The sequence below is a fragment of the Streptomyces sp. NPDC037410 genome (assembly GCF_055602235.1).
The window spans coordinates 136969-153842 of the sequence record NZ_JBVJWR010000006.1; the positions used below are offsets into that span (position 1 = coordinate 136969).

The following is a 16874-nucleotide window of genomic DNA, read 5'->3' on the forward strand; positions in this document are numbered from 1 at the left end:
GGGTGGCTGGTTAAATAAGGCGAGCCTAACCAAACCTGCGCCTCCCCCGATGGGTCCCGATGCCAGCCGCTTTCCGCACCAGACGCGTCCTCGCGACCTCGGCGGCCCTCGTCGCCCTGCTCCTCGCCGTCCTCCTCAGCCTCGCCGTCGGCGCCCGCCCCATCGCGCCCTCCACCGTCCTCGACGCCCTGCTGCACGGCGCGACCGGCGACGACGCCGAGGTCGTCCGGCAGCTCCGCGTCCCCCGGACCCTCATCGGGCTGATGGTCGGCGCCGCCCTCGCGCTCGCCGGCACCGCCCTCCAGGGCATCACCCGCAACCCGATCGCCGACCCCGGCATCCTCGGCATCAGCCAGGGCTCCTCCGTCGCCGTCGTCCTCGCCATCGCCTTCCTCGGCGTGCACGAGCTCAGCGGGTACGTGTGGTTCGCCTTCGCCGGCGCCGCCCTCGCCTCCGTCGCCGTCCACGCGACCGCCTCCGCCGGGCGCGGCGGCGCCACGCCCGTGAAGCTGGCGCTCGGCGGGGCCGCGATCAACGCGCTGCTGCTCTCCGTCACCACCGGCGTCCTCACGACCCGGGCCTCGGCGCTCGACGAGTTCCGGTTCTGGCAGATCGGCTCCCTCGACGGGCGCGACACCGAGATCGTCGGCCAGATCTGGCCCTTCCTGCTGCTCGGCACGGTCCTCGTCCTGTCCGTGGCGCGCGGGCTCGACGCGCTCGCCCTCGGCGAGGACGTCGCCAGGGGGCTCGGGCAGCGCGTCGCGACCGTGCGGATCGTGGGCGGGCTCGGCGCGACCGTCCTGACCGGCGCGGCCGTCGCCGCCGCCGGGCCCGTCGCCTTCGTCGGCCTCGCCGTCCCCCACATCGCCCGCGCCGTCGTCGGCTCCGACCACCGCTGGGTGCTGCCGATGGCCGCGCTCATCGGCCCGGTGATGCTGCTCGCCGCCGACGTCGCCGGACGGATCGTCTTCCCGCCGGGCGAGATCCCGGCCGGGGTGATGACGGCACTGATCGGCGTGCCGTTCCTGGTGACGCTGGTACGACGGAAGGCGGTGCCGGCATGAGTTCCGGTGCCGGCGTGAGTTCCGGTGCCGACGTGACCTCCCTGGACCTCCGGCCCGCCGGATACGGGCTGCTGCGCGCCGGGCGGGCGTCCTTCCTCGTGCACCGCCGCTCCGCCCTCGTCGCCGCCGGCCTCCTGCTCGTCCTGGCCGCGGCCTGCGTCGCGTACCTCTGCGTCGGCGAGCGGTTCGTCGCGCCCGCCGAGGTCGTACGGATCCTGCTCGGGCAGTCGTCGCCGTCCGCGTTCGTCGTCGGGGAGCTGCGCGAGCCGCGGCTCGTCGTCGCCCTCGCCGTCGGCGCCGCCTTCGGCATCGCGGGCGGCCTCATCCAGACCGTCGCCCGCAACCCGCTCGCCAGCCCCGACATCATCGGCATCAGCCAGGGCGCCGGGGCGGTCACCGTCGCCGCGATGACCTTCGGCCTCACCTCGTACACCGTCCTGCCGTACCTCTCCATCGCCGGCGGCATCCTCGCCGCCGCCCTCGTGTACGCCTTCGCCTGGCGCGGCGGGCTGCACGCGACCCGCTTCGTGCTCATCGGCATCGGCATCGCGATCGCCCTGCGGTCCCTCATCACGCTCTTCATGACGAAGGGCGACTACCTCGTCGCCCAGCAGGCCCAGATCTGGATGACCGGCTCCCTCAACGGGCGCGGCTGGGACGAGTCCGCGCCGATCCGCTGGACGCTGCTGCTCCTGCTGCCCGCCGTCGTGTGGGCGGCCCGCGCCCAGCGGACCGTCTCCCTCGACGACGACACGGCGACCGCGCTCGGCGACCGGCTCGGCGGGGTGCGGCTCGGGCTCGTCGCCGTCGGCGTCGTCCTCGCGTCGGTGGCGACGGGCGTCGCCGGGCCGGTCGACTTCGTCGCCCTCCTCGCCCCGCAGATCGCCCGCCGCACGACCCGGACGGCGCAGATCCCGCTGCTCTGCTCCGCGCTCACGGGCGCGCTGATCGTGGTCGTCGCCGACCTGCTCGGCCGGCGCCTCTTCTCGCCCGTCGAACTGCCGGTGGGCGTCCTCACGGCGGCCGTCGGAGCCCCGTACCTGATCTGGCTCATCGTCCGGAGCCGAGCCGTTGGAGGCACAACGTGAGCAGGCTGACCGCGCGCGGGCTTTCGCTCGCCTACGAGGACAGGACCGTCGTCGAGGAGCTCGACCTCGCGGTCCCCGACGGCAGGGTGACGGTGATCGTCGGCCCCAACGCCTGCGGCAAGTCCACCACCCTCCGGGCCCTCGGCCGGCTCCTCAAGCCCGCCGGCGGCGCCGTCCTCCTCGACGGGGAGTCGCTCGCGAAGCTCCCCACGAAGCGGATCGCCCGCTCCATCGGCCTGCTGCCGCAGACGCCCGTCGCGCCCGAGGCCATCACCGTCGCCGACCTCGTGTCCCGGGGCCGGCAGCCGCACCAGGCCTGGTGGAAGCAGTGGTCGGAGGAGGACGAGCGGGCCGTCGCCGACGCCATGTCCCGTACGGACGTGACCGCCCTCGCCGACCGCTCCGTGGACGAGCTGTCCGGCGGGCAGCGGCAGCGGGTGTGGATCGCGATGGCCCTCGCCCAGGAGACCGACCTGCTGCTCCTCGACGAGCCCACCACCTACCTGGACATCTCCCACCAGGTGGAGGTCCTCGACCTGCTCCGCCGCCTCAACCGGCTGCGCGGCCGGACCGTCGTCCTCGTCCTCCACGACCTCAACCAGGCCGCGCGGTACGCCGACCACCTCGTCGCCATGAAGGCGGGGCGGGTGGTCGCGGAGGGCCCGCCGTCGGACATCGTCACGGCGGACCTCGTACGCGACGTCTTCGGCCTCACGTCGGTCGTCGTCCCGGACCCGGTGACGGGCTCACCCCTGGTGGTGCCGGGGGCGCCGTGGGCGGCCCCGGTCGTCTCCTGAGGCTCAGTGCCTGCGGGAGCGCCAGACCAGGAACAGGGCCGAGGCGATCGCCGCGCCCCGGAGCACCCACGGCCAGGTCTCGGAGATCGCCGCGCCCATCGCCTCGCCCCCCGGGGCCACCGCCTCGCCCCAGCGGCCCTGGACGCGGCCCCACAGCCAGACGATCCCGCTCGCGGCGGCGAGGCCGGGGATCACCAGGACGGCGGCCTTGACCTCGCCGGGGGTCAGCCTGCGGGAGGCGTACGCGAGGAGCCAGCCCGCCGCGAGGGCGACGAGCGAGCCGAAGACCGCGCCGCCGAGCAGGAGCAGCGCGGCGAGGAGGACGAAGGGGTTCGCCAGGCGGGGGCGGGCCGGGGCCGACTCCTCCTCTTCCGCCGCCGGGGCCTCCGCCGGTGCCTCGGCCTTGCGTCGGCGGAGGATGCGGGCCAGGCGCCGGGTCCTCCCCGGTGCGGGCTCCTCGGCCGCGTCGTCCTCGTCCTCCTCCGGCGCGGGCGGCGCGAAGAGGTCGGGGCGCTCGATGCCGCCGACGAAGCCGAAGAACCCGTCCTCGTCGGAGGGGTCGTCGGTGTCCGTACGCCACCAGTCGGCCGCACGGTCGGCCGCGGCGGACGTGCCACGGCCGTCCTGGGCGGGGATCGCGGGACCCGCCGCGCTGGGGCGACCCGCACCGGGGTCCGATCCGCTCGGGCGCGCCGCGCCGGGACCCGCCACGCCGGAGCCCGACCCGCTGGAGCGCGCCGCACCGGGACCCGCGGCACCGCGACCCGCCGGACCCGCCCCACCAGGGTGCGCGCCCTCGCCGCCCGGCCTGCGCGGGCCCGACGCGCCGGGGGCGGCCGCCCCCGAGCCCCGCGCCGCACGGTCCGATTTCCCTGCGGACGCCGACGCGCCCGGAGCCGTGCGCGGGTTTCCGGAGGCGTCCGGTCCCGTCTCGCGGGTGCGGCGGAGACCGCGTGTCCGGCCCGTCCCCGTGCGGAGCTCCGGTACCGGCCGCTGCCCCGTGCGGGGCTCCGGCACCGGCCGCCCGTCCGAAGGGCCCGCGCGGTCCACGACCTCGTCCGGGGTGCCCAGAGAGCCGAGGATGCCCCGTACCGCCGCCTCGCTCTCCTCGCCGCGCGTGGCGCGCCGGCGGTCGATCTCGTTCCGCAGGCCGGAGACGAGCTTCATGCGGTCGCTCGCCGGCAGCTGCCGCTGCTGTGCCAGATCGCCGACCCGGCTCAGATAGTCGTAGACCAGACGGTCGCTCTCGATCCCCACGGTGCCCCTCCACGGCCGGTTCGCCCGGTACGGCCCGACGTTAGCGCCTGGACAGCGGCTAACGTGGTGCGGATGGGGATCGGTGAGCTCGACCGGGAGGCGCACGTGCCCGAGGTAACCAGCGCCGGCGCGGCGCCGCGCACGCTCGCGGAGGCGCTGCGCGCGCGGGGCGACGAGGGGCTCGCCGCGCTGCTGCGCGCCCGCCCGGACCTGCTGAGCCCCGTACCGAACGATCTGACGCAGCTGGCGACGCGGGCCGGCACGCGGGGTTCGGTGGTGCGGGCGCTCGAACGGCTCGACCGGTTCGCGCTCCAGACGGCGGAGGCGCTGGCCGTGGCCCCTGACCCCGCCCCGTACCCCGTGCTGCTCGCGCTGCTCACCGGCGACGAGGGCGGTCCGGAGATCGAGGCGGCGCTGCCGGGCGCGGTGGCGCTGCTGCGCGAGCAGGCGCTGGTGTGGGGCGAGGACGACCGGCTGCGGCTCGTACGGACCGCGCGGGAGCTGCTCTCGCCGTCGCCGCAGCACCCCTCGCCGACCGGTCTCGGGCCGACGGTCGCGGAGGCGACGGCGGGGATGTCGCCCGGCCGGGTGCAGGAGATCATCGCGACGGCCGGTCTCGCGCCGACGCACGATCCGGTGTCGGCGGTGGCGGCGTTGACGGAGCTGTTCACGGACCGGGCGCGGATGGGCACGCTGCTCGACGAGGCGTCCCCGGAGGCCCTCGCCGTCCTGGACCGGCTGGTGTGGGGTCCGCCGTACGGCGAGGTGACGGCGAATCCGGCGCCGCCGGTGCGGTGGCTGCGGGACCGGGGTCTGCTGCTGCCGGTGTCGGCGCGGACGATGGTGCTGCCGCGTGAGGTGGCGCTGCATCTGCGGGGCGGGCGGGCGCACCGGGCGCCGGAGCCGGCGGCGCCGGTGGTGGTGACGGCGCGCGACTACCGTCCCCAGGTTGTGGACAGCGCGGCCGCCGGGCAGGCGTACGCCACGCTCGCGACGGTCGAGGAGCTGCTCAAGTCCTGGGACCAGGGCGGCCCGCAGGTGCTGCGGGCGGGCGGGATGTCCGTACGGGACCTCAAGCGGACGGCGGCGGCCCTGGACGTGACGGAGCAGCTCGCCGCGTTCTGGATCGAGCTGTGCTTCGGGGCGGGGCTGCTCGCCTCGGACGGCGAGGCGGACGAGCGGTACGCGCCGACGCCCGCGTACGACGACTGGCTCGACCTGCCCGCCGCCGAGCGCTGGGCCCGGCTCGTCGCGCCCTGGCTCGTCGCGACCCGCACGGCCGGCCTGGTGGGCGGCGCCGACGCGAAGGGCCGCACGCTCGCCGCGCTCGGCCCCGACCTGGACCGGGCGCCCGCGCCGGAGGTCCGCCACCGGGTCCTGGAACTCCTCGCGACCCTGCCGCCGGGTGCGGCCGCGGACCCCGAGACGGTGTTCGCCCGGATGCGGTGGGAGCGGCCGCTGCGGGGCGCGGCGCAGGCGGCCCCGCCGCGCGCGCCGCAGACGGCATCCGGCGGTCCCGACGACTCCACGGCCCCCGCCCCCGACACCTCCCTCGACCTGCGGTCCCGGCTCGCGCGCTGGACGCTCGCCGAGGCGGAGCTCCTTGGGCTCACGGGCCGGGGCGCGCTCGCGGGCCCGGCGCGGGCGCTGCTCAACCTGCCGCTCGCGGAGGCGGCGACGCCCGCCGACCACGGGGGCCGGGTCGAGCTGGCGGTGGCGGCGGGGCGGGCGGCGACCCTGCTCGCGCCGCTGCTGCCCGAGGCCGTCGACCACGTGCTGCTCCAGGCCGACCTGACGGCCGTCGCGCCGGGGCCGCTGCGGCGGCCGCTCGCCGACGCGCTCGCGGTCCTGGCGGACGTGGAATCGAAGGGTGGTGCGACGGTGTACCGGTTCACGCCCGGTTCCGTGCGGCGCGCCCTCGACTCCGGGCGGTCGGCCTCCGACCTGCACGACTTCCTGACGGCGCACTCCCGGACACCGGTGCCGCAGCCGCTCGCGTACCTCATCGACGACGTGGCGAGGAGGCACGGCCACCTGCGGATCGGGGCCGCCTCCGCGTACGTGCGCTGCGACGACGACACCGTCCTCGCCGAGATCCTCGCCGACCGGAGGTCCGACGTCCTGGGGCTCCGCCGGCTCGCGCCGACGGTGCTCGCGGCGCAGACGGACCCGGCGTCGCTGCTCGACGGGCTGCGGGCGATGGGGTACGCCCCGGCCGCCGAGTCCGCCGAGGGCGACGTCCTGATCACCCGCGCCGACGCGTACCGCACCCCTGCCCGTACGGCCCCGGTACCGGTCCCGGAGGGCCCGCCGTCCCCGGACGCCACGCTCCTCGGCGCGGCGGTGAAGGCGATCCGCGCGGGCGACCGGGCGGCGACGGCGGTACGGAAGGAACCGGCGGCCCCGGCGACGACGGGCGGCCTCCCCCGCACCTCCGCCGCCGAGACCCTGGCGACCGTCCAGGCGGCGGCGCTGACGGGCTCGGCGGTGTGGATCGGCTACGTCAACGCGGAGGGCGCGGCGAGCCAGCGCGTCATCGCCCCGGTCCGCGTCGAGGGCGGCTTCGTGACGGGCTACGACCACACGGCCGACGAGGTCCGCACGTACCCCCTGCACCGCATCACGGGCGTGGCGGAACTGGCGGACGACCAAGTCTAGCGCGCATCAGGCAGACTGGAGGATTGGCCGTCACCGGAGCGGCCCGGGAAGGACCGATCGCACGTGAATGGGCCACTCATCGTCCAGAGCGACAAGACGCTGCTCCTGGAGGTCGACCACGAGCTCGCCGAGGCATGCCGGCGGGCCATCGCGCCGTTCGCGGAGCTGGAGCGGGCGCCGGAGCACATCCACACCTATCGCGTGACGCCGCTCGGGCTGTGGAACGCGCGGGCCGCCGGGCACGACGCCGAGCAGGTCGTCGACGCGCTCGTCGAGTACTCGCGGTACCCCGTGCCGCACGCGCTGCTCGTCGACATCGCCGAGACCATGTCCCGGTACGGGCGGCTCACGCTCTCCAAGCACCCCACGCACGGGCTCGTGCTGACCACGACCGACCGGCCGGTGCTCGAGGAGATCCTGCGGTCGAAGAAGGTGCAGCCGCTGGTCGGGGACCGGATCGACCCGGACACCGTCGCCGTGCACCCCTCCGAGCGCGGGCAGATCAAGCAGACGCTGCTGAAGCTCGGCTGGCCGGCCGAGGACCTCGCCGGGTACGTGGACGGGGAGGCGCACCGGATCGACCTCGCCGAGGACGGCTGGTCGCTGCGCCCGTACCAGAAGCAGGCCGTCGACGGCTTCTGGCACGGCGGTTCCGGTGTCGTCGTGCTGCCCTGCGGCGCCGGCAAGACGCTGGTCGGCGCCGGGGCGATGGCCCAGGCGAAGGCGACGACCCTCATTCTCGTGACGAACACCGTCTCCGCGCGCCAGTGGAAGCACGAGCTGGTGAAGCGGACCTCGCTGACCGAGGACGAGATCGGCGAGTACAGCGGGACCCGCAAGGAGATCCGGCCGGTCACCATCGCCACGTACCAGGTGCTCACGACCAAGCGGAAGGGGATCTATCCCCACCTGGAGCTCTTCGACTCCCGGGACTGGGGGCTCATCGTCTACGACGAGGTGCACCTGCTGCCCGCGCCGGTCTTCAAGTTCACCGCCGACCTCCAGGCGCGGCGGCGGCTCGGCCTGACCGCGACGCTCGTCCGCGAGGACGGGCGGGAGTCGGACGTCTTCTCCCTGATCGGGCCGAAGCGGTTCGACGCGCCGTGGAAGGAGATCGAGGCGCAGGGGTACATCGCGCCCGCCGACTGCGTCGAGGTCCGGGTGAACCTGACCGACTCGGAGCGGCTCGCGTACGCGACGGCCGAGCCGGAGGAGAAGTACCGCTTCTGCGCGACGACGGCGACGAAGCGGAAGGTGACGGAGGCGCTGGTGAGGAAGTTCGCCGGGCAGCAGATCCTCGTCATCGGGCAGTACATCGACCAGCTCGACGAGCTCGGCGAGCATCTCGACGCGCCCGTCATCAAGGGCGAGACGTCGAACAAGGAGCGGGAGCGGCTCTTCGACGCGTTCCGCAACGGCGAGATCAACGTCCTGGTCGTCTCCAAGGTCGCGAACTTCTCGATCGACCTGCCGGAGGCGACCGTCGCCATCCAGGTCTCCGGCACCTTCGGCTCCCGCCAGGAGGAGGCCCAGCGCCTGGGCCGGGTGCTGCGCCCGAAGGCGGACGGCCACCAGGCGCACTTCTACTCGGTGGTCGCCCGCGACACGATCGACCAGGACTTCGCGGCCCACCGTCAGCGCTTCCTGGCGGAACAGGGCTACGCGTACCGGATCGTGGACGCGGACGAGCTGCTCGGCTGAGGAGAAGGCGGAGGGCCCGCATCGGGGCCCTCCGCGGTGCTCGTCAGGCCGAGGGCCCCGCGTCGGGGCCCTCCGCCGCGTTCGTCAGGCCGAGGGCCCCGCATCGGGGCTCCTCCGCCGCGTTCGTCAGGCCGCCGGGTTCAGGACCAGCTTCGCCTTGTTGTCGGCGGCGTTCGGGTCGAACGGGAAGCCCGCGCCGTACGGCGGGTTCAGGGTGATCGCGCCCTTCGCGCCGGTGACGACCGTGTCGACGCGCAGGTCGAACGGGAACGTCACGGTCTGCTTCTCGGCCACCCAGATCGGCAGCTGGCACACGTAGCGCGGCGCGCCGGTGCGCACCTCGCCCTCCCACCAGCCGCCGTCCGCGGTGCGCGGCTCGCAGGCGTCCGGCACGGTGGTGGCGGTGGCGCCCTGCGGGACGGTGACGTCGACGGAGCCGACCGGGTCGCCGGAGCCGAGGTTGGCGATCCAGGCCGGGCCGCGGTTGCGGAAGGTCACGTCCGCGCGGACGGTCTCGCCGGCGGCGGCGGTCAGCCGCCCGCCGCGGACCGCGAAGTCCGCGGTGTTGCTGACGCCGATCGTGGCGACCGTGCCGTTGCTCGCCGGGTCGAGGTCCTCGGCGCCGCCGCGGGCCTGCACGACGATGTCGATGCGCTCGGACAGCGCGTACGGGGCGGTCTTCGCCTGCAGCGCCGTCGGCAGGGCGAAGGAGCCGCCCGGGGCCACGACGTCGTCGAAGGCGCAGTCGATCTTGGTGAGGGCCTTGATCGTGCCCGCGCCGAGCGGCTCGCTGGTGCACTGCGGGGCGACCGTGCCGAGGTCGAGGCCGCGGGTGACGTACAGGGTGACCTGGACGCCGTTCGCCGGCTCGTTGCCCCGGTTCACCACGGAGACCGGCACGGGGACGGTGGTGCCGGGGACGACGCCGGTCACCGGTGCGGCCTGGGTGACGGCGAGGTCGGGTCCGGACGCGACGCGGACGGTGGTGGAGCCGCTGGACGCGGTCATGGTGCCGGTGTCGGTGTGGGCCGTGCCCCGGTACGTGATCTGGCCGGTGACGCCCGCCGCGGTACCGGCGGCGGCGCGCAGCTTCACCTCCACGGGGGCCTCGCCGGTCAGCGGCACCTCGGGGAAGGAGCAGACGGCGGTGGCTCCGAACGGGGCGCAGGTGTCCGGCCAGGTGACGTCGGCGACGCCGGTCAGGCCGGAGACGTCGACGGTGAGCTCGCCGTCGGTCACGCGGACGCCGGGGTTGTCGTGGTACATCCCCAGGCCGAGCGTGACGGCCGGGGCCTCGCCGCCGTCGACGCCCTTGGGCAGCGCGAGCTCCCAGGGAGACACGATCCACAGCTGGTCGCTGTCCGCGGCGGCCGGCGCGGCGGTCACGCCGACGGTGACCAGGCCGGCCGCGGTGGCGCACGCGGCGAGCCGCGCGAGACGGCCGAAGGAGGGCTTCCTCATGATCTCCTGTGTTCCTCACTGCTTCGGGGAAAGATCGATGCGATGAGGAGACCGTCGAGGACGGCGAAGAGTTGCACGCCGGAGCGCGATCGGTGACGTCCGGTTCCGCGACGTCCGTTTCGGTTCAACGGCTCCGGTGCGTCGGGCGGGGGTTCCGGACCCCCGCCTCCGGGGGTCCGTAGTCGCCGAGGAGGGCGACCGACGCCGCCGCGCCGCCGAAGGCGCGTATCGCCCGGAGGGCCGTGCCCAGGTGGGTGCGGGGGCGGGGGACGGTGGTCACGAGGGTGAAGGTCGTCGCACTCATGACTCCATGATGGAATCCGGACATTCAGAACACATCGGCCCCGGGGTGGAATCCGGGTCCACCCCCGGGTGGACCCGTCCCCCTAAGGGAAAAGGGATTCGCCCGGCCGACCGCCCGGAGTTAGACTCGTCCGCTTCCCCGCCTCCCGCTCGTGGAGCGCGCCGCCGCCCGGTCGGAAACCGGCGGCCACCTTGTCGTGTCCGCGTAGTACCTGCCCGGAGGCTTCACCGTGTCCGTGTCCGTGTCCGTATCCGTGCCCGAATCCGACCCGCTCGCGCACGAGCGGGCCCATCTGACCTCGTCCCGCGCCGCGCTGCGCGCGATGCGGGAGGACGTCGAGGCGCTCGACATCAAGGACGTCACCGCGAACTGGGTCAACTCCCTGGTGCTCGGGCGGCAGATCGAGGAACGGATCAAGGCACTCGCGGACCTCGCCGACACCCCGCTCTTCTTCGGGCGCCTCGACTACCTGCACACCACGCAGGAGGGACAGCGGTTCTACATCGGGCGGCGGCACGTCCACGACGCCGGCGGCGACCCGATGGTGATCGACTGGCGCGCGCCGGTCTCGCAGCCGTACTACCAGGCGTCGAAGAAGGACCCGCAGGACGTCGGACTGCGCCGCCGCTTCGGCTACACGGGCGGCGACCTCACCGCGTACGAGGACGAGCACCTCTCCGACCCGCACGAGCTCGAACACACCAGCCGTCTCCTCCAGGCGGAGATCGAGCGGCCCCGCGTCGGCCCCATGCGCGACATCGTCGCCACGATCCAGCCGGAGCAGGACGGGATCGTCCGCTCCGACCTGTCGGGGACGGTGTGCGTTCAGGGAGGCCCCGGGACCGGCAAGACGGCCGTCGGCCTGCACCGTGTCGCGTACCTGCTGTACGCGCACCGGGAGCGGCTCGCCCGCACCGGCACCCTGGTCATCGGGCCGAACCGCTCCTTCCTCCACTACATCGAGCAGGTCCTGCCCGCGCTCGGCGAGCTGGAGGTCCAGCAGGCGACGGTCGACGACCTCGTCGCGCACGTCGAGGTGCGGGGCACGGACGAGGCGGCGACGGCGGTCGTGAAGGGCGACGCGCGGATGGCGGAGGTGCTGCGGCGGGCGGTCCGCTCGCACGTGTCGCTGCCGAAGGAGTCCCTGATGGTGGTGCGCGGCTCGCGGCGCTGGCGGGTCCCCGCGTACGAACTGGAGCAGATGGTACGGGAGTTGCTGGACCGCGACATCCGGTACGGCGCCGCCCGCGAGGCCCTCCCGCAGCGCATCGCGCACGCCGTGCTCGTCCGCATGGAGGAGGCCGGCGAGGCGCCCGACGACCGCGTGCAGAACGCGGTCGCGCGGAACACGGCGGTCAAGGCCGTCGTGAAGGAGTGCTGGCCGCTCGTCGAGCCCGCGAAGCTGGTCCTGCGGCTGCTGAGCGACGCCGGCTTCCTCGCCGAGCACGCCGAGGGGCTGCTCACCGAGGACGAGCAGAAGCTGCTGCTGTGGGCGAAGCCGGCGCGGAGCGTGAAGACGGCGAAGTGGTCGGCGGCGGACACCGTCCTCATCGACGAGGCGAAGGACCTGGTCGAGCGGACGCACTCGCTCGGCCACGTGGTCCTCGACGAGGCGCAGGACCTGTCCCCCATGCAGTACCGGGCGGTGGGCCGCCGCTGCACGACCGGTTCGGCGACGGTCCTGGGCGACCTGGCGCAGGGCACGACGCCGTGGGCGACGGAGAGCTGGGCGCAGGCGCTCGCGCACCTGGGGAAGCCGGAGGCGCTGGTGGAGGAGCTGACGGCCGGTTTCCGCGTGCCGCGCGAGGTCATCGCGTACGCCTCGCGGCTGCTTCCGCACATGTCGCCGGGGCTCGCGGCGGTGGAGTCCGTACGAGAGAACCCCGGATCCCTGGCGGTCCGGCCGAGCGACGCCCTCGACGAGGACGTCGTCGCCGCCTGCGTGGAGGCGCTGACGCACGAGGGCTCGATCGGCCTGATCGCCGCGGACGCGCGGATCGCGCCGCTCGCGGAGGCGCTGACGGCGGCGGGTCTCGCGTACCTCTCCCCCGGCGAGGAGACGACGGCCGAGTCCCGGCTTACACTGGTCCCGGCCTCGCTCGCGAAGGGTCTGGAGTACGACTACGTGGTCCTGGACGAGCCGGCGGCGGTCGTCGACGGCGAACCGGACGAACGGACGGGCCTGCGCCGTCTGTACGTGGCGCTGACGCGTGCGGTGTCGGGCCTGACGGTCGTTCACTCGGCGCCGGTGCCCGAGCAGTTGGGCACGCTGTGAGCGGCACGGACCGGCGCGCTTCGGTCGGCGTCGAGCGGGGAGGCGGCCTGTGACCGCCCCCGTGGGTGCGCTGCACCACGTCGAGCTGTGGGTGGACGACCTGCCGCGCGCCGAGCGGAGCCTCGGCTGGCTGCTCGGGGCGCTCGGCTACACGCCCTTCCAGTCCTGGGAGGGCGGCCGCAGCTGGGCGCTCGGCTCCTGCTACCTGGTCGTGGAGCAGTCCCCGGCCCGTACGCCGGGCGGCCACGACCGCCTCCGCCCGGGCCTGAACCACCTCGCCTTCCACGCGGGCGACCGCCCGGCCGTCGACGCCCTCGCGGCCGAGGCCCCGGCACACGGCTGGCGGCTGCTGTTCACGGACCGCCACCCGTACGCGGGCGGGGAGGGGCACTACGCGGCGTACCTGGAGAACGAGGACGGGTTCGAGGTGGAGCTGGTGGCCTCCTAGGAGGCGGCCAGGCCGCGAGACGGCTACAGGGTGCGGGCGAGGGGCGCACCAAGCTGGTCGAACTGCGCCGCACGGAGCTCGACACCCGCTTCCCCGGCCTGCTCGACACCATCCTGGCCGACGCGGCCGGGACCTGGTCCCGGCATGGACGGGACCTAGAACACGTACTCCGGAAGCGCCTGTGTCCACGCGCGGTGGCCGGTGTCGGCGAGGACCGGGTTCTTCCCGCGGTAGTAGTGCTCGGTCACGACGCCCCAGCACAGGGCCCAGCCGCGGCCGCGCGCCCAGGTGGCGTCGTCGACCTGGGCGGCCTCGCGGAAGAGGGGCCGGGTGTCGGGGGTGAGCAGGGTCCAGGCGGCCATGAGGTCGACGGCCGGGTCGCCCGTACCGAGGCAGCCGAAGTCGATGACGGCGCGCAGGCGCCCGCCGCGGGTGAGGAGGTTGCTGGGCAGCAGGTCGCCGTGGAGCCAGACGGGTTCGCCCTGCCAGGCCGGGAGGCGGAGCACGGATTCCCAGGCCTCGCCCGCGAACTCGGCGTCGAGGGTGCCGTCGGCGCCGAGTTCACGGAGGGCGGGCGCCATGCAGCCCTCCTCCCAGTCGGCGACCGGCCCGCCCCGCGAGGAGGCGGGCCCGCCGGTCGCGTCGACCCCGCGCAGGGAGACGCCGAAGCGGCCCAACTCGACGGCGGCGTGGGCGAGATCGGTGATCGGCGCGTTGTAGGCGTCGGCCCCGTCGAGCCAGGCGAACACGGACCAGGGCTGGTCGAACCCCTCACCGGGCGCCCCCTGCCCGACGGGCACGGGAACGGGCAGGGTCAGGTGCGGCGCGAGGCGCGGCAGCCAGCGCTGCTCCTTCTCGGCCTGCCCGGCGGCGCAGTCGGCCTTCGGCAGCCGTACGGCGAGGCCGTCCCCCAGCCGGAACATGGCGTTGTCGGTGCCGGCGGAGTCCACCTCCCGCACGGGAAGCCCCGCCCAGTCGGGGAACTGTGCGGCGATGAGCCGCTCGACGAGGGCGGTGTCGATGGCGAGGGTGGTCATACGGGCGAGGCTAACGATCACTCACCGTCCGGACCACGGGATTCGCCCCCCGCCGGCCGGTCCAAAATCAGATCCCCCGCCCGGGCGAGGACCTCGGCGCGGGTGCGGCCGGGGTGGTCGGCGGCGAGGAAGTGGTGGCCGATGGCCACGCAGAAGGCGACGAGCGAACGGGCCTCGACCTCGTCGGGGTCGGAACAGAAGGTGCCGATCATCTCGCGGAGCAGCTCCATGCGCCGGTTGTCGACGCGGCGCAGACGCGCGGCGACGGCCTCGTCGCGCCGGGCCCAGTCGCGGACGGCGAGATCGATGGGGCGCAGCCGGTCGCCCGAGAAGGTGAGCATGCCGGCGAGGGTGATGAGGGCCCTGGCGTCTCCGTGCCCGTCATGCCGGACGCGGTCGATGACCTGGTCGGTGGCCTCGCGCTCCCAGGTGTCGAGCATGGCGGCGAGGAGGGCGTCACGGTCGGCGAAGTACCCGTAGAAGCCGCCTTTGGTGACGCCGATGCGTTTGGCGAGGGCTTCGACGCGTACGGCGTCGGGCCCGCTGTCGGCGAGGACGCGAAGCCCTTCCTCCACCCATCGGTCGCGTGGCGTGCGCGGAGCGCCCACGGTGTGTCCTCCCTCACTCGGCGACCGAATATACGCCTCCGTACATCAGGTCTGGCATGGTTGGCCTCGTCGTTATACGCAAGCGTATAGAACGTAGGGGAAAGGCGGCAGCAGCCATGAGACTTCCCGTCAGCGAGCACACCGGCCGTCCGTGGCGGATCCACGAGTTCACCGCGGACTTCACGGTCCTGGACGTCTGGTCCTTCCGAACTCCGGGCGCGGGGCCCGACGACTTCCCCGTGATGCTCGCCGCGATGCTGTCGGACGGCGGCTTCGCCCGGCAGTCCCCGGCCACCCGGTTCCTGTTCGCGGTGCGCTGGAAACTGGGCGCCCTGCTCGGCTGGGACAAGCCTCAGGCCGGCCTCGGCACCCGGGTCCGGCCGGTGCGCGAGCGCATGCCGGGGGAACTGACGTCGACGGCGCCCCCCGCCCCCGACGGCAGCCCGTTCACGCCGCTCTACCAGCTCCACGACGAGAGCGCCGGAGAGCTGGCGAACTCGACCGTCCACGGGATCATGCACCTGGCGTGGGTACGGACACCCGCGGGCGACCACGAACTGCGCATGGCGGTCCTGGTAAAGCCCAACGGCCGCCAAGGCCGCGTCTACATGGCCCTGATCGCCCCCTTCCGCCACACGATCGTCTACCCGTCCCTGACCCGCCGCTGGGAATCCGCCTGGCGCAACCGGGAGCGCCTGCCGAAACGATGACCTCACCCAGCCGGGGCCCTGGGGGCGGGGAACCTGGCGGGCTCCTGGTGCGGCCGGGCCTCGCGGTGTCCGGGGCGGGTGAAGCGACTGACAGGCCAATGGGTGGGGGGCTCGGTTCACATCCGGCCCGCTGGTCGCCCCCGGTGGTGGTTTCCCGCAGTAACTCGACACGGATGGGCGATGCGCCCCTTTTGGGGCCCCGATTGGGGGCCGTTACCGGGAGTAGCGCGCAGTTATTCGCACCCCACCACCCACCGGCAGTGACCAGCGGGGCATGAAGCCCAACAACCCGACGGCCGCAACCCGCTCAGCGCCGCCGGGCCGCCCCATTCAACGACAGCGCACCCCGACGAGACGGAACCGGCCCCACCCACACCCGCTACGAACCAAGCCCCCACCCACCCAGCTTCAGGGCCAACACCCGGCCCGCCGATGCCCGGCCTCGCCCCCACCCACGGGGGTGCTCCCCGCCTACGGCGGGAAGCACCCCCGGACTGGCGGCGTGGACCCCCACCCCCGGACCGCCCTCCGAGAGGTCTTTCGCTTCTGGAGGTGGCGGGTCAAGGGTGGGCGAAGCCCATCGCGCAGCGACGCCGGAGGCGCCCTTGACGCGCCGCCGGAAGGAGCGACTCTCGGAAAGAGGGCGGTCCCACCAGAAGCCCACCGACCCGGCCCACCCCGAGAGCCAAAGCGACGGCTCCCCTCACAGGCCCCCCAGCGCCCAAGCGGCAGCGCCTACGCGTCCACCGCCCCCCGCCACACCCGTACCGCCTCCGTCGAGACCGGGGACGTCCAGCCGTTCGGGCGGGCCGCGCCGCCGATGTGGAAGGCAGTGAGGCCTGCCGTGCGGAGGGTCGGGAGGTGGTCGAGGCGGAGGCCGCCGCCGACGAGGATCTGGGGTTCGTAGCCCGGTTCGCCCGCGCGGGCCGCTTCGGCCTTCAGGGTGGCGAGGCCGTCGTCGACGCCGGTCGCCGCGCCCGCCGTCAGGTAGGTGTCGAGGCCCGGCAGGTCGGCGAGGCGCTTGCGGAGGCCGTCGCGGTCGGCCGCCCGGTCGATCGCCCGGTGGAAGGTCCAGTCGCAGCCGTCCAGGACGGCGATCAGCCGCTCCACCGCCACCAGGTCCGGTTCGCCGTCCGCCGTGAGGAAGCCCAGGACGAACTCGGTCGCGCCCGCCGCGCGGAGTTCCTCCGCCCGGCCCACCAGGGCGTCGACGTCGCCGGCCGCGAAGCCGTCCGCCAGGCGGAGCATCACGCGGAGCGGGATGTCGACCGCGCGGCGGATGGCCGTGAAGGTGGCCGTGGACGGGGTGAGTCCGTCCGCCGCCATGTCGGTGACGAGTTCCAGCCGGTCGGCGCCACCGGTCTGGGCAGCGACCGCGTCTTCCTCGTCGAGGGCGATCACCTCAAGGACAGCACGGTTGCTCATCGAGCCCATTCCTCCATGAATGACGACTACAGGTCTAGTCC

14 protein-coding genes are annotated in these 16874 nt (G+C 74.4%); 8 read left to right on the plus strand and 6 right to left on the minus strand.

Translation table 11 applies throughout. The annotated features are described in order from the left end of the window. The first annotated feature begins 59 nt into the window (after positions 1-59). Genes ACZ7HT_RS12040 through ACZ7HT_RS12050 form a run of 3 tightly spaced genes read left to right on the plus strand, consistent with a single transcriptional unit; the run spans position 60 to position 2949 of the window. Entirely contained in the window at positions 60-1064 is a 1005-nt protein-coding gene (locus ACZ7HT_RS12040) for a FecCD family ABC transporter permease (protein ID WP_471163458.1), read from the plus strand. Further along, positions 1061-2152 (plus strand): FecCD family ABC transporter permease, encoded by a 1092-nt coding sequence (locus tag ACZ7HT_RS12045; protein ID WP_471163461.1) that lies wholly within the window; start codon positions 1061-1063, stop codon positions 2150-2152. The genes ACZ7HT_RS12040 and ACZ7HT_RS12045 overlap by 4 nt, the downstream gene beginning before the upstream one ends. Further along, positions 2149-2949, plus strand: a complete 801-nt coding sequence (locus ACZ7HT_RS12050) for an ABC transporter ATP-binding protein (RefSeq protein ID WP_471163466.1) — start codon at positions 2149-2151, stop codon at positions 2947-2949. The genes ACZ7HT_RS12045 and ACZ7HT_RS12050 overlap by 4 nt, the downstream gene beginning before the upstream one ends. Before the next feature lie 3 nt (positions 2950-2952). Here the strand turns inward: ACZ7HT_RS12050 and ACZ7HT_RS12055 are convergent, their stop codons facing one another. Continuing rightward, positions 2953-4206, minus strand: a complete 1254-nt coding sequence (locus tag ACZ7HT_RS12055; RefSeq protein ID WP_471163469.1) for a hypothetical protein — start codon at positions 4204-4206, stop codon at positions 2953-2955. Positions 4207-4278: 72 nt separating this feature from the next. Between ACZ7HT_RS12055 and ACZ7HT_RS12060 the strand changes: the two genes are divergently transcribed. Both ACZ7HT_RS12060 and ACZ7HT_RS12065 read left to right on the plus strand, forming a co-directional pair. Continuing rightward, a complete protein-coding gene (locus ACZ7HT_RS12060) occupies positions 4279-6864 on the plus strand; it encodes a helicase-associated domain-containing protein (protein WP_471163471.1) in 2586 nt (861 codons plus the stop codon). 63 nt (positions 6865-6927) lie between these two features. Next, positions 6928-8565 carry a DNA repair helicase XPB gene (locus ACZ7HT_RS12065; protein ID WP_471163474.1) on the plus strand — a complete coding sequence of 546 codons (1638 nt, stop codon included), beginning with the start codon at positions 6928-6930 and terminating at the stop codon, positions 8563-8565. Between the two features lie 126 nt (positions 8566-8691). Here the strand turns inward: ACZ7HT_RS12065 and ACZ7HT_RS12070 are convergent, their stop codons facing one another. Both ACZ7HT_RS12070 and ACZ7HT_RS12075 read right to left on the minus strand, forming a co-directional pair. Further along, positions 8692-10026, minus strand: coding sequence for a COG1361 family protein (locus ACZ7HT_RS12070; RefSeq protein ID WP_471163480.1), 1335 nt, complete (start codon positions 10024-10026; stop codon positions 8692-8694). A gap of 124 nt (positions 10027-10150) precedes the next feature. Then, positions 10151-10330 (minus strand): hypothetical protein, encoded by a 180-nt coding sequence (locus ACZ7HT_RS12075; RefSeq protein WP_471163483.1) that lies wholly within the window; start codon positions 10328-10330, stop codon positions 10151-10153. Between the two features lie 229 nt (positions 10331-10559). Here ACZ7HT_RS12075 and ACZ7HT_RS12080 point away from each other — a divergent pair, with 229 nt between their 5' ends. Both ACZ7HT_RS12080 and ACZ7HT_RS12085 read left to right on the plus strand, forming a co-directional pair. Then, positions 10560-12605 carry a HelD family protein gene (locus ACZ7HT_RS12080; protein ID WP_471163486.1) on the plus strand — a complete coding sequence of 682 codons (2046 nt, stop codon included), beginning with the start codon at positions 10560-10562 and terminating at the stop codon, positions 12603-12605. A 49-nt stretch (positions 12606-12654) separates the two neighbouring features. Then, positions 12655-13053, plus strand: coding sequence for a VOC family protein (locus tag ACZ7HT_RS12085; RefSeq protein WP_471163489.1), 399 nt, complete (start codon positions 12655-12657; stop codon positions 13051-13053). A gap of 155 nt (positions 13054-13208) precedes the next feature. Here ACZ7HT_RS12085 and ACZ7HT_RS12090 read toward each other — a convergent pair whose 3' ends face one another. After that, complete coding sequence (locus tag ACZ7HT_RS12090) at positions 13209-14090, minus strand: aminoglycoside phosphotransferase family protein (protein ID WP_471163493.1); 882 nt, start codon at positions 14088-14090, stop codon at positions 13209-13211. A gap of 17 nt (positions 14091-14107) precedes the next feature. Then, the gene (locus tag ACZ7HT_RS12095) at positions 14108-14698 is read right to left on the minus strand and encodes a TetR/AcrR family transcriptional regulator (RefSeq protein ID WP_471163496.1); all 591 of its coding nucleotides are present in this window, start codon (positions 14696-14698) and stop codon (positions 14108-14110) included. Between the two features lie 116 nt (positions 14699-14814). On the opposite strand from ACZ7HT_RS12095, the gene ACZ7HT_RS12100 reads away from it, so the two are divergent. Beyond that, the gene (locus ACZ7HT_RS12100; protein ID WP_471163500.1) at positions 14815-15408 is read left to right on the plus strand and encodes a DUF2867 domain-containing protein; all 594 of its coding nucleotides are present in this window, start codon (positions 14815-14817) and stop codon (positions 15406-15408) included. A 735-nt stretch (positions 15409-16143) separates the two neighbouring features. On the opposite strand, the gene ACZ7HT_RS12105 is transcribed toward ACZ7HT_RS12100, so the two are convergent. After that, positions 16144-16833 carry a copper homeostasis protein CutC gene (locus tag ACZ7HT_RS12105; protein ID WP_471163502.1) on the minus strand — a complete coding sequence of 230 codons (690 nt, stop codon included), beginning with the start codon at positions 16831-16833 and terminating at the stop codon, positions 16144-16146. Positions 16834-16874 lie beyond the last annotated feature (41 nt).

Coding starts and splice junctions, on each gene's coding strand:
- ACZ7HT_RS12040 (WP_471163458.1), top strand. CDS start 60: ATGCCAGCCGCTTTCCGCACCAGACGCGTCCTCGCGACCTCGGCGGCC.
- ACZ7HT_RS12045 (WP_471163461.1), top strand. CDS start 1,061: ATGAGTTCCGGTGCCGGCGTGAGTTCCGGTGCCGACGTGACCTCCCTG.
- ACZ7HT_RS12060 (WP_471163471.1), top strand. CDS start 4,279: ATGGGGATCGGTGAGCTCGACCGGGAGGCGCACGTGCCCGAGGTAACC.
- ACZ7HT_RS12070 (WP_471163480.1), bottom strand. CDS start 10,026: ATGAGGAAGCCCTCCTTCGGCCGTCTCGCGCGGCTCGCCGCGTGCGCC.
- ACZ7HT_RS12075 (WP_471163483.1), bottom strand. CDS start 10,330: ATGAGTGCGACGACCTTCACCCTCGTGACCACCGTCCCCCGCCCCCGC.
- ACZ7HT_RS12090 (WP_471163493.1), bottom strand. CDS start 14,090: ATGACCACCCTCGCCATCGACACCGCCCTCGTCGAGCGGCTCATCGCC.
- ACZ7HT_RS12100 (WP_471163500.1), top strand. CDS start 14,815: ATGAGACTTCCCGTCAGCGAGCACACCGGCCGTCCGTGGCGGATCCAC.
- ACZ7HT_RS12105 (WP_471163502.1), bottom strand. CDS start 16,833: ATGAGCAACCGTGCTGTCCTTGAGGTGATCGCCCTCGACGAGGAAGAC.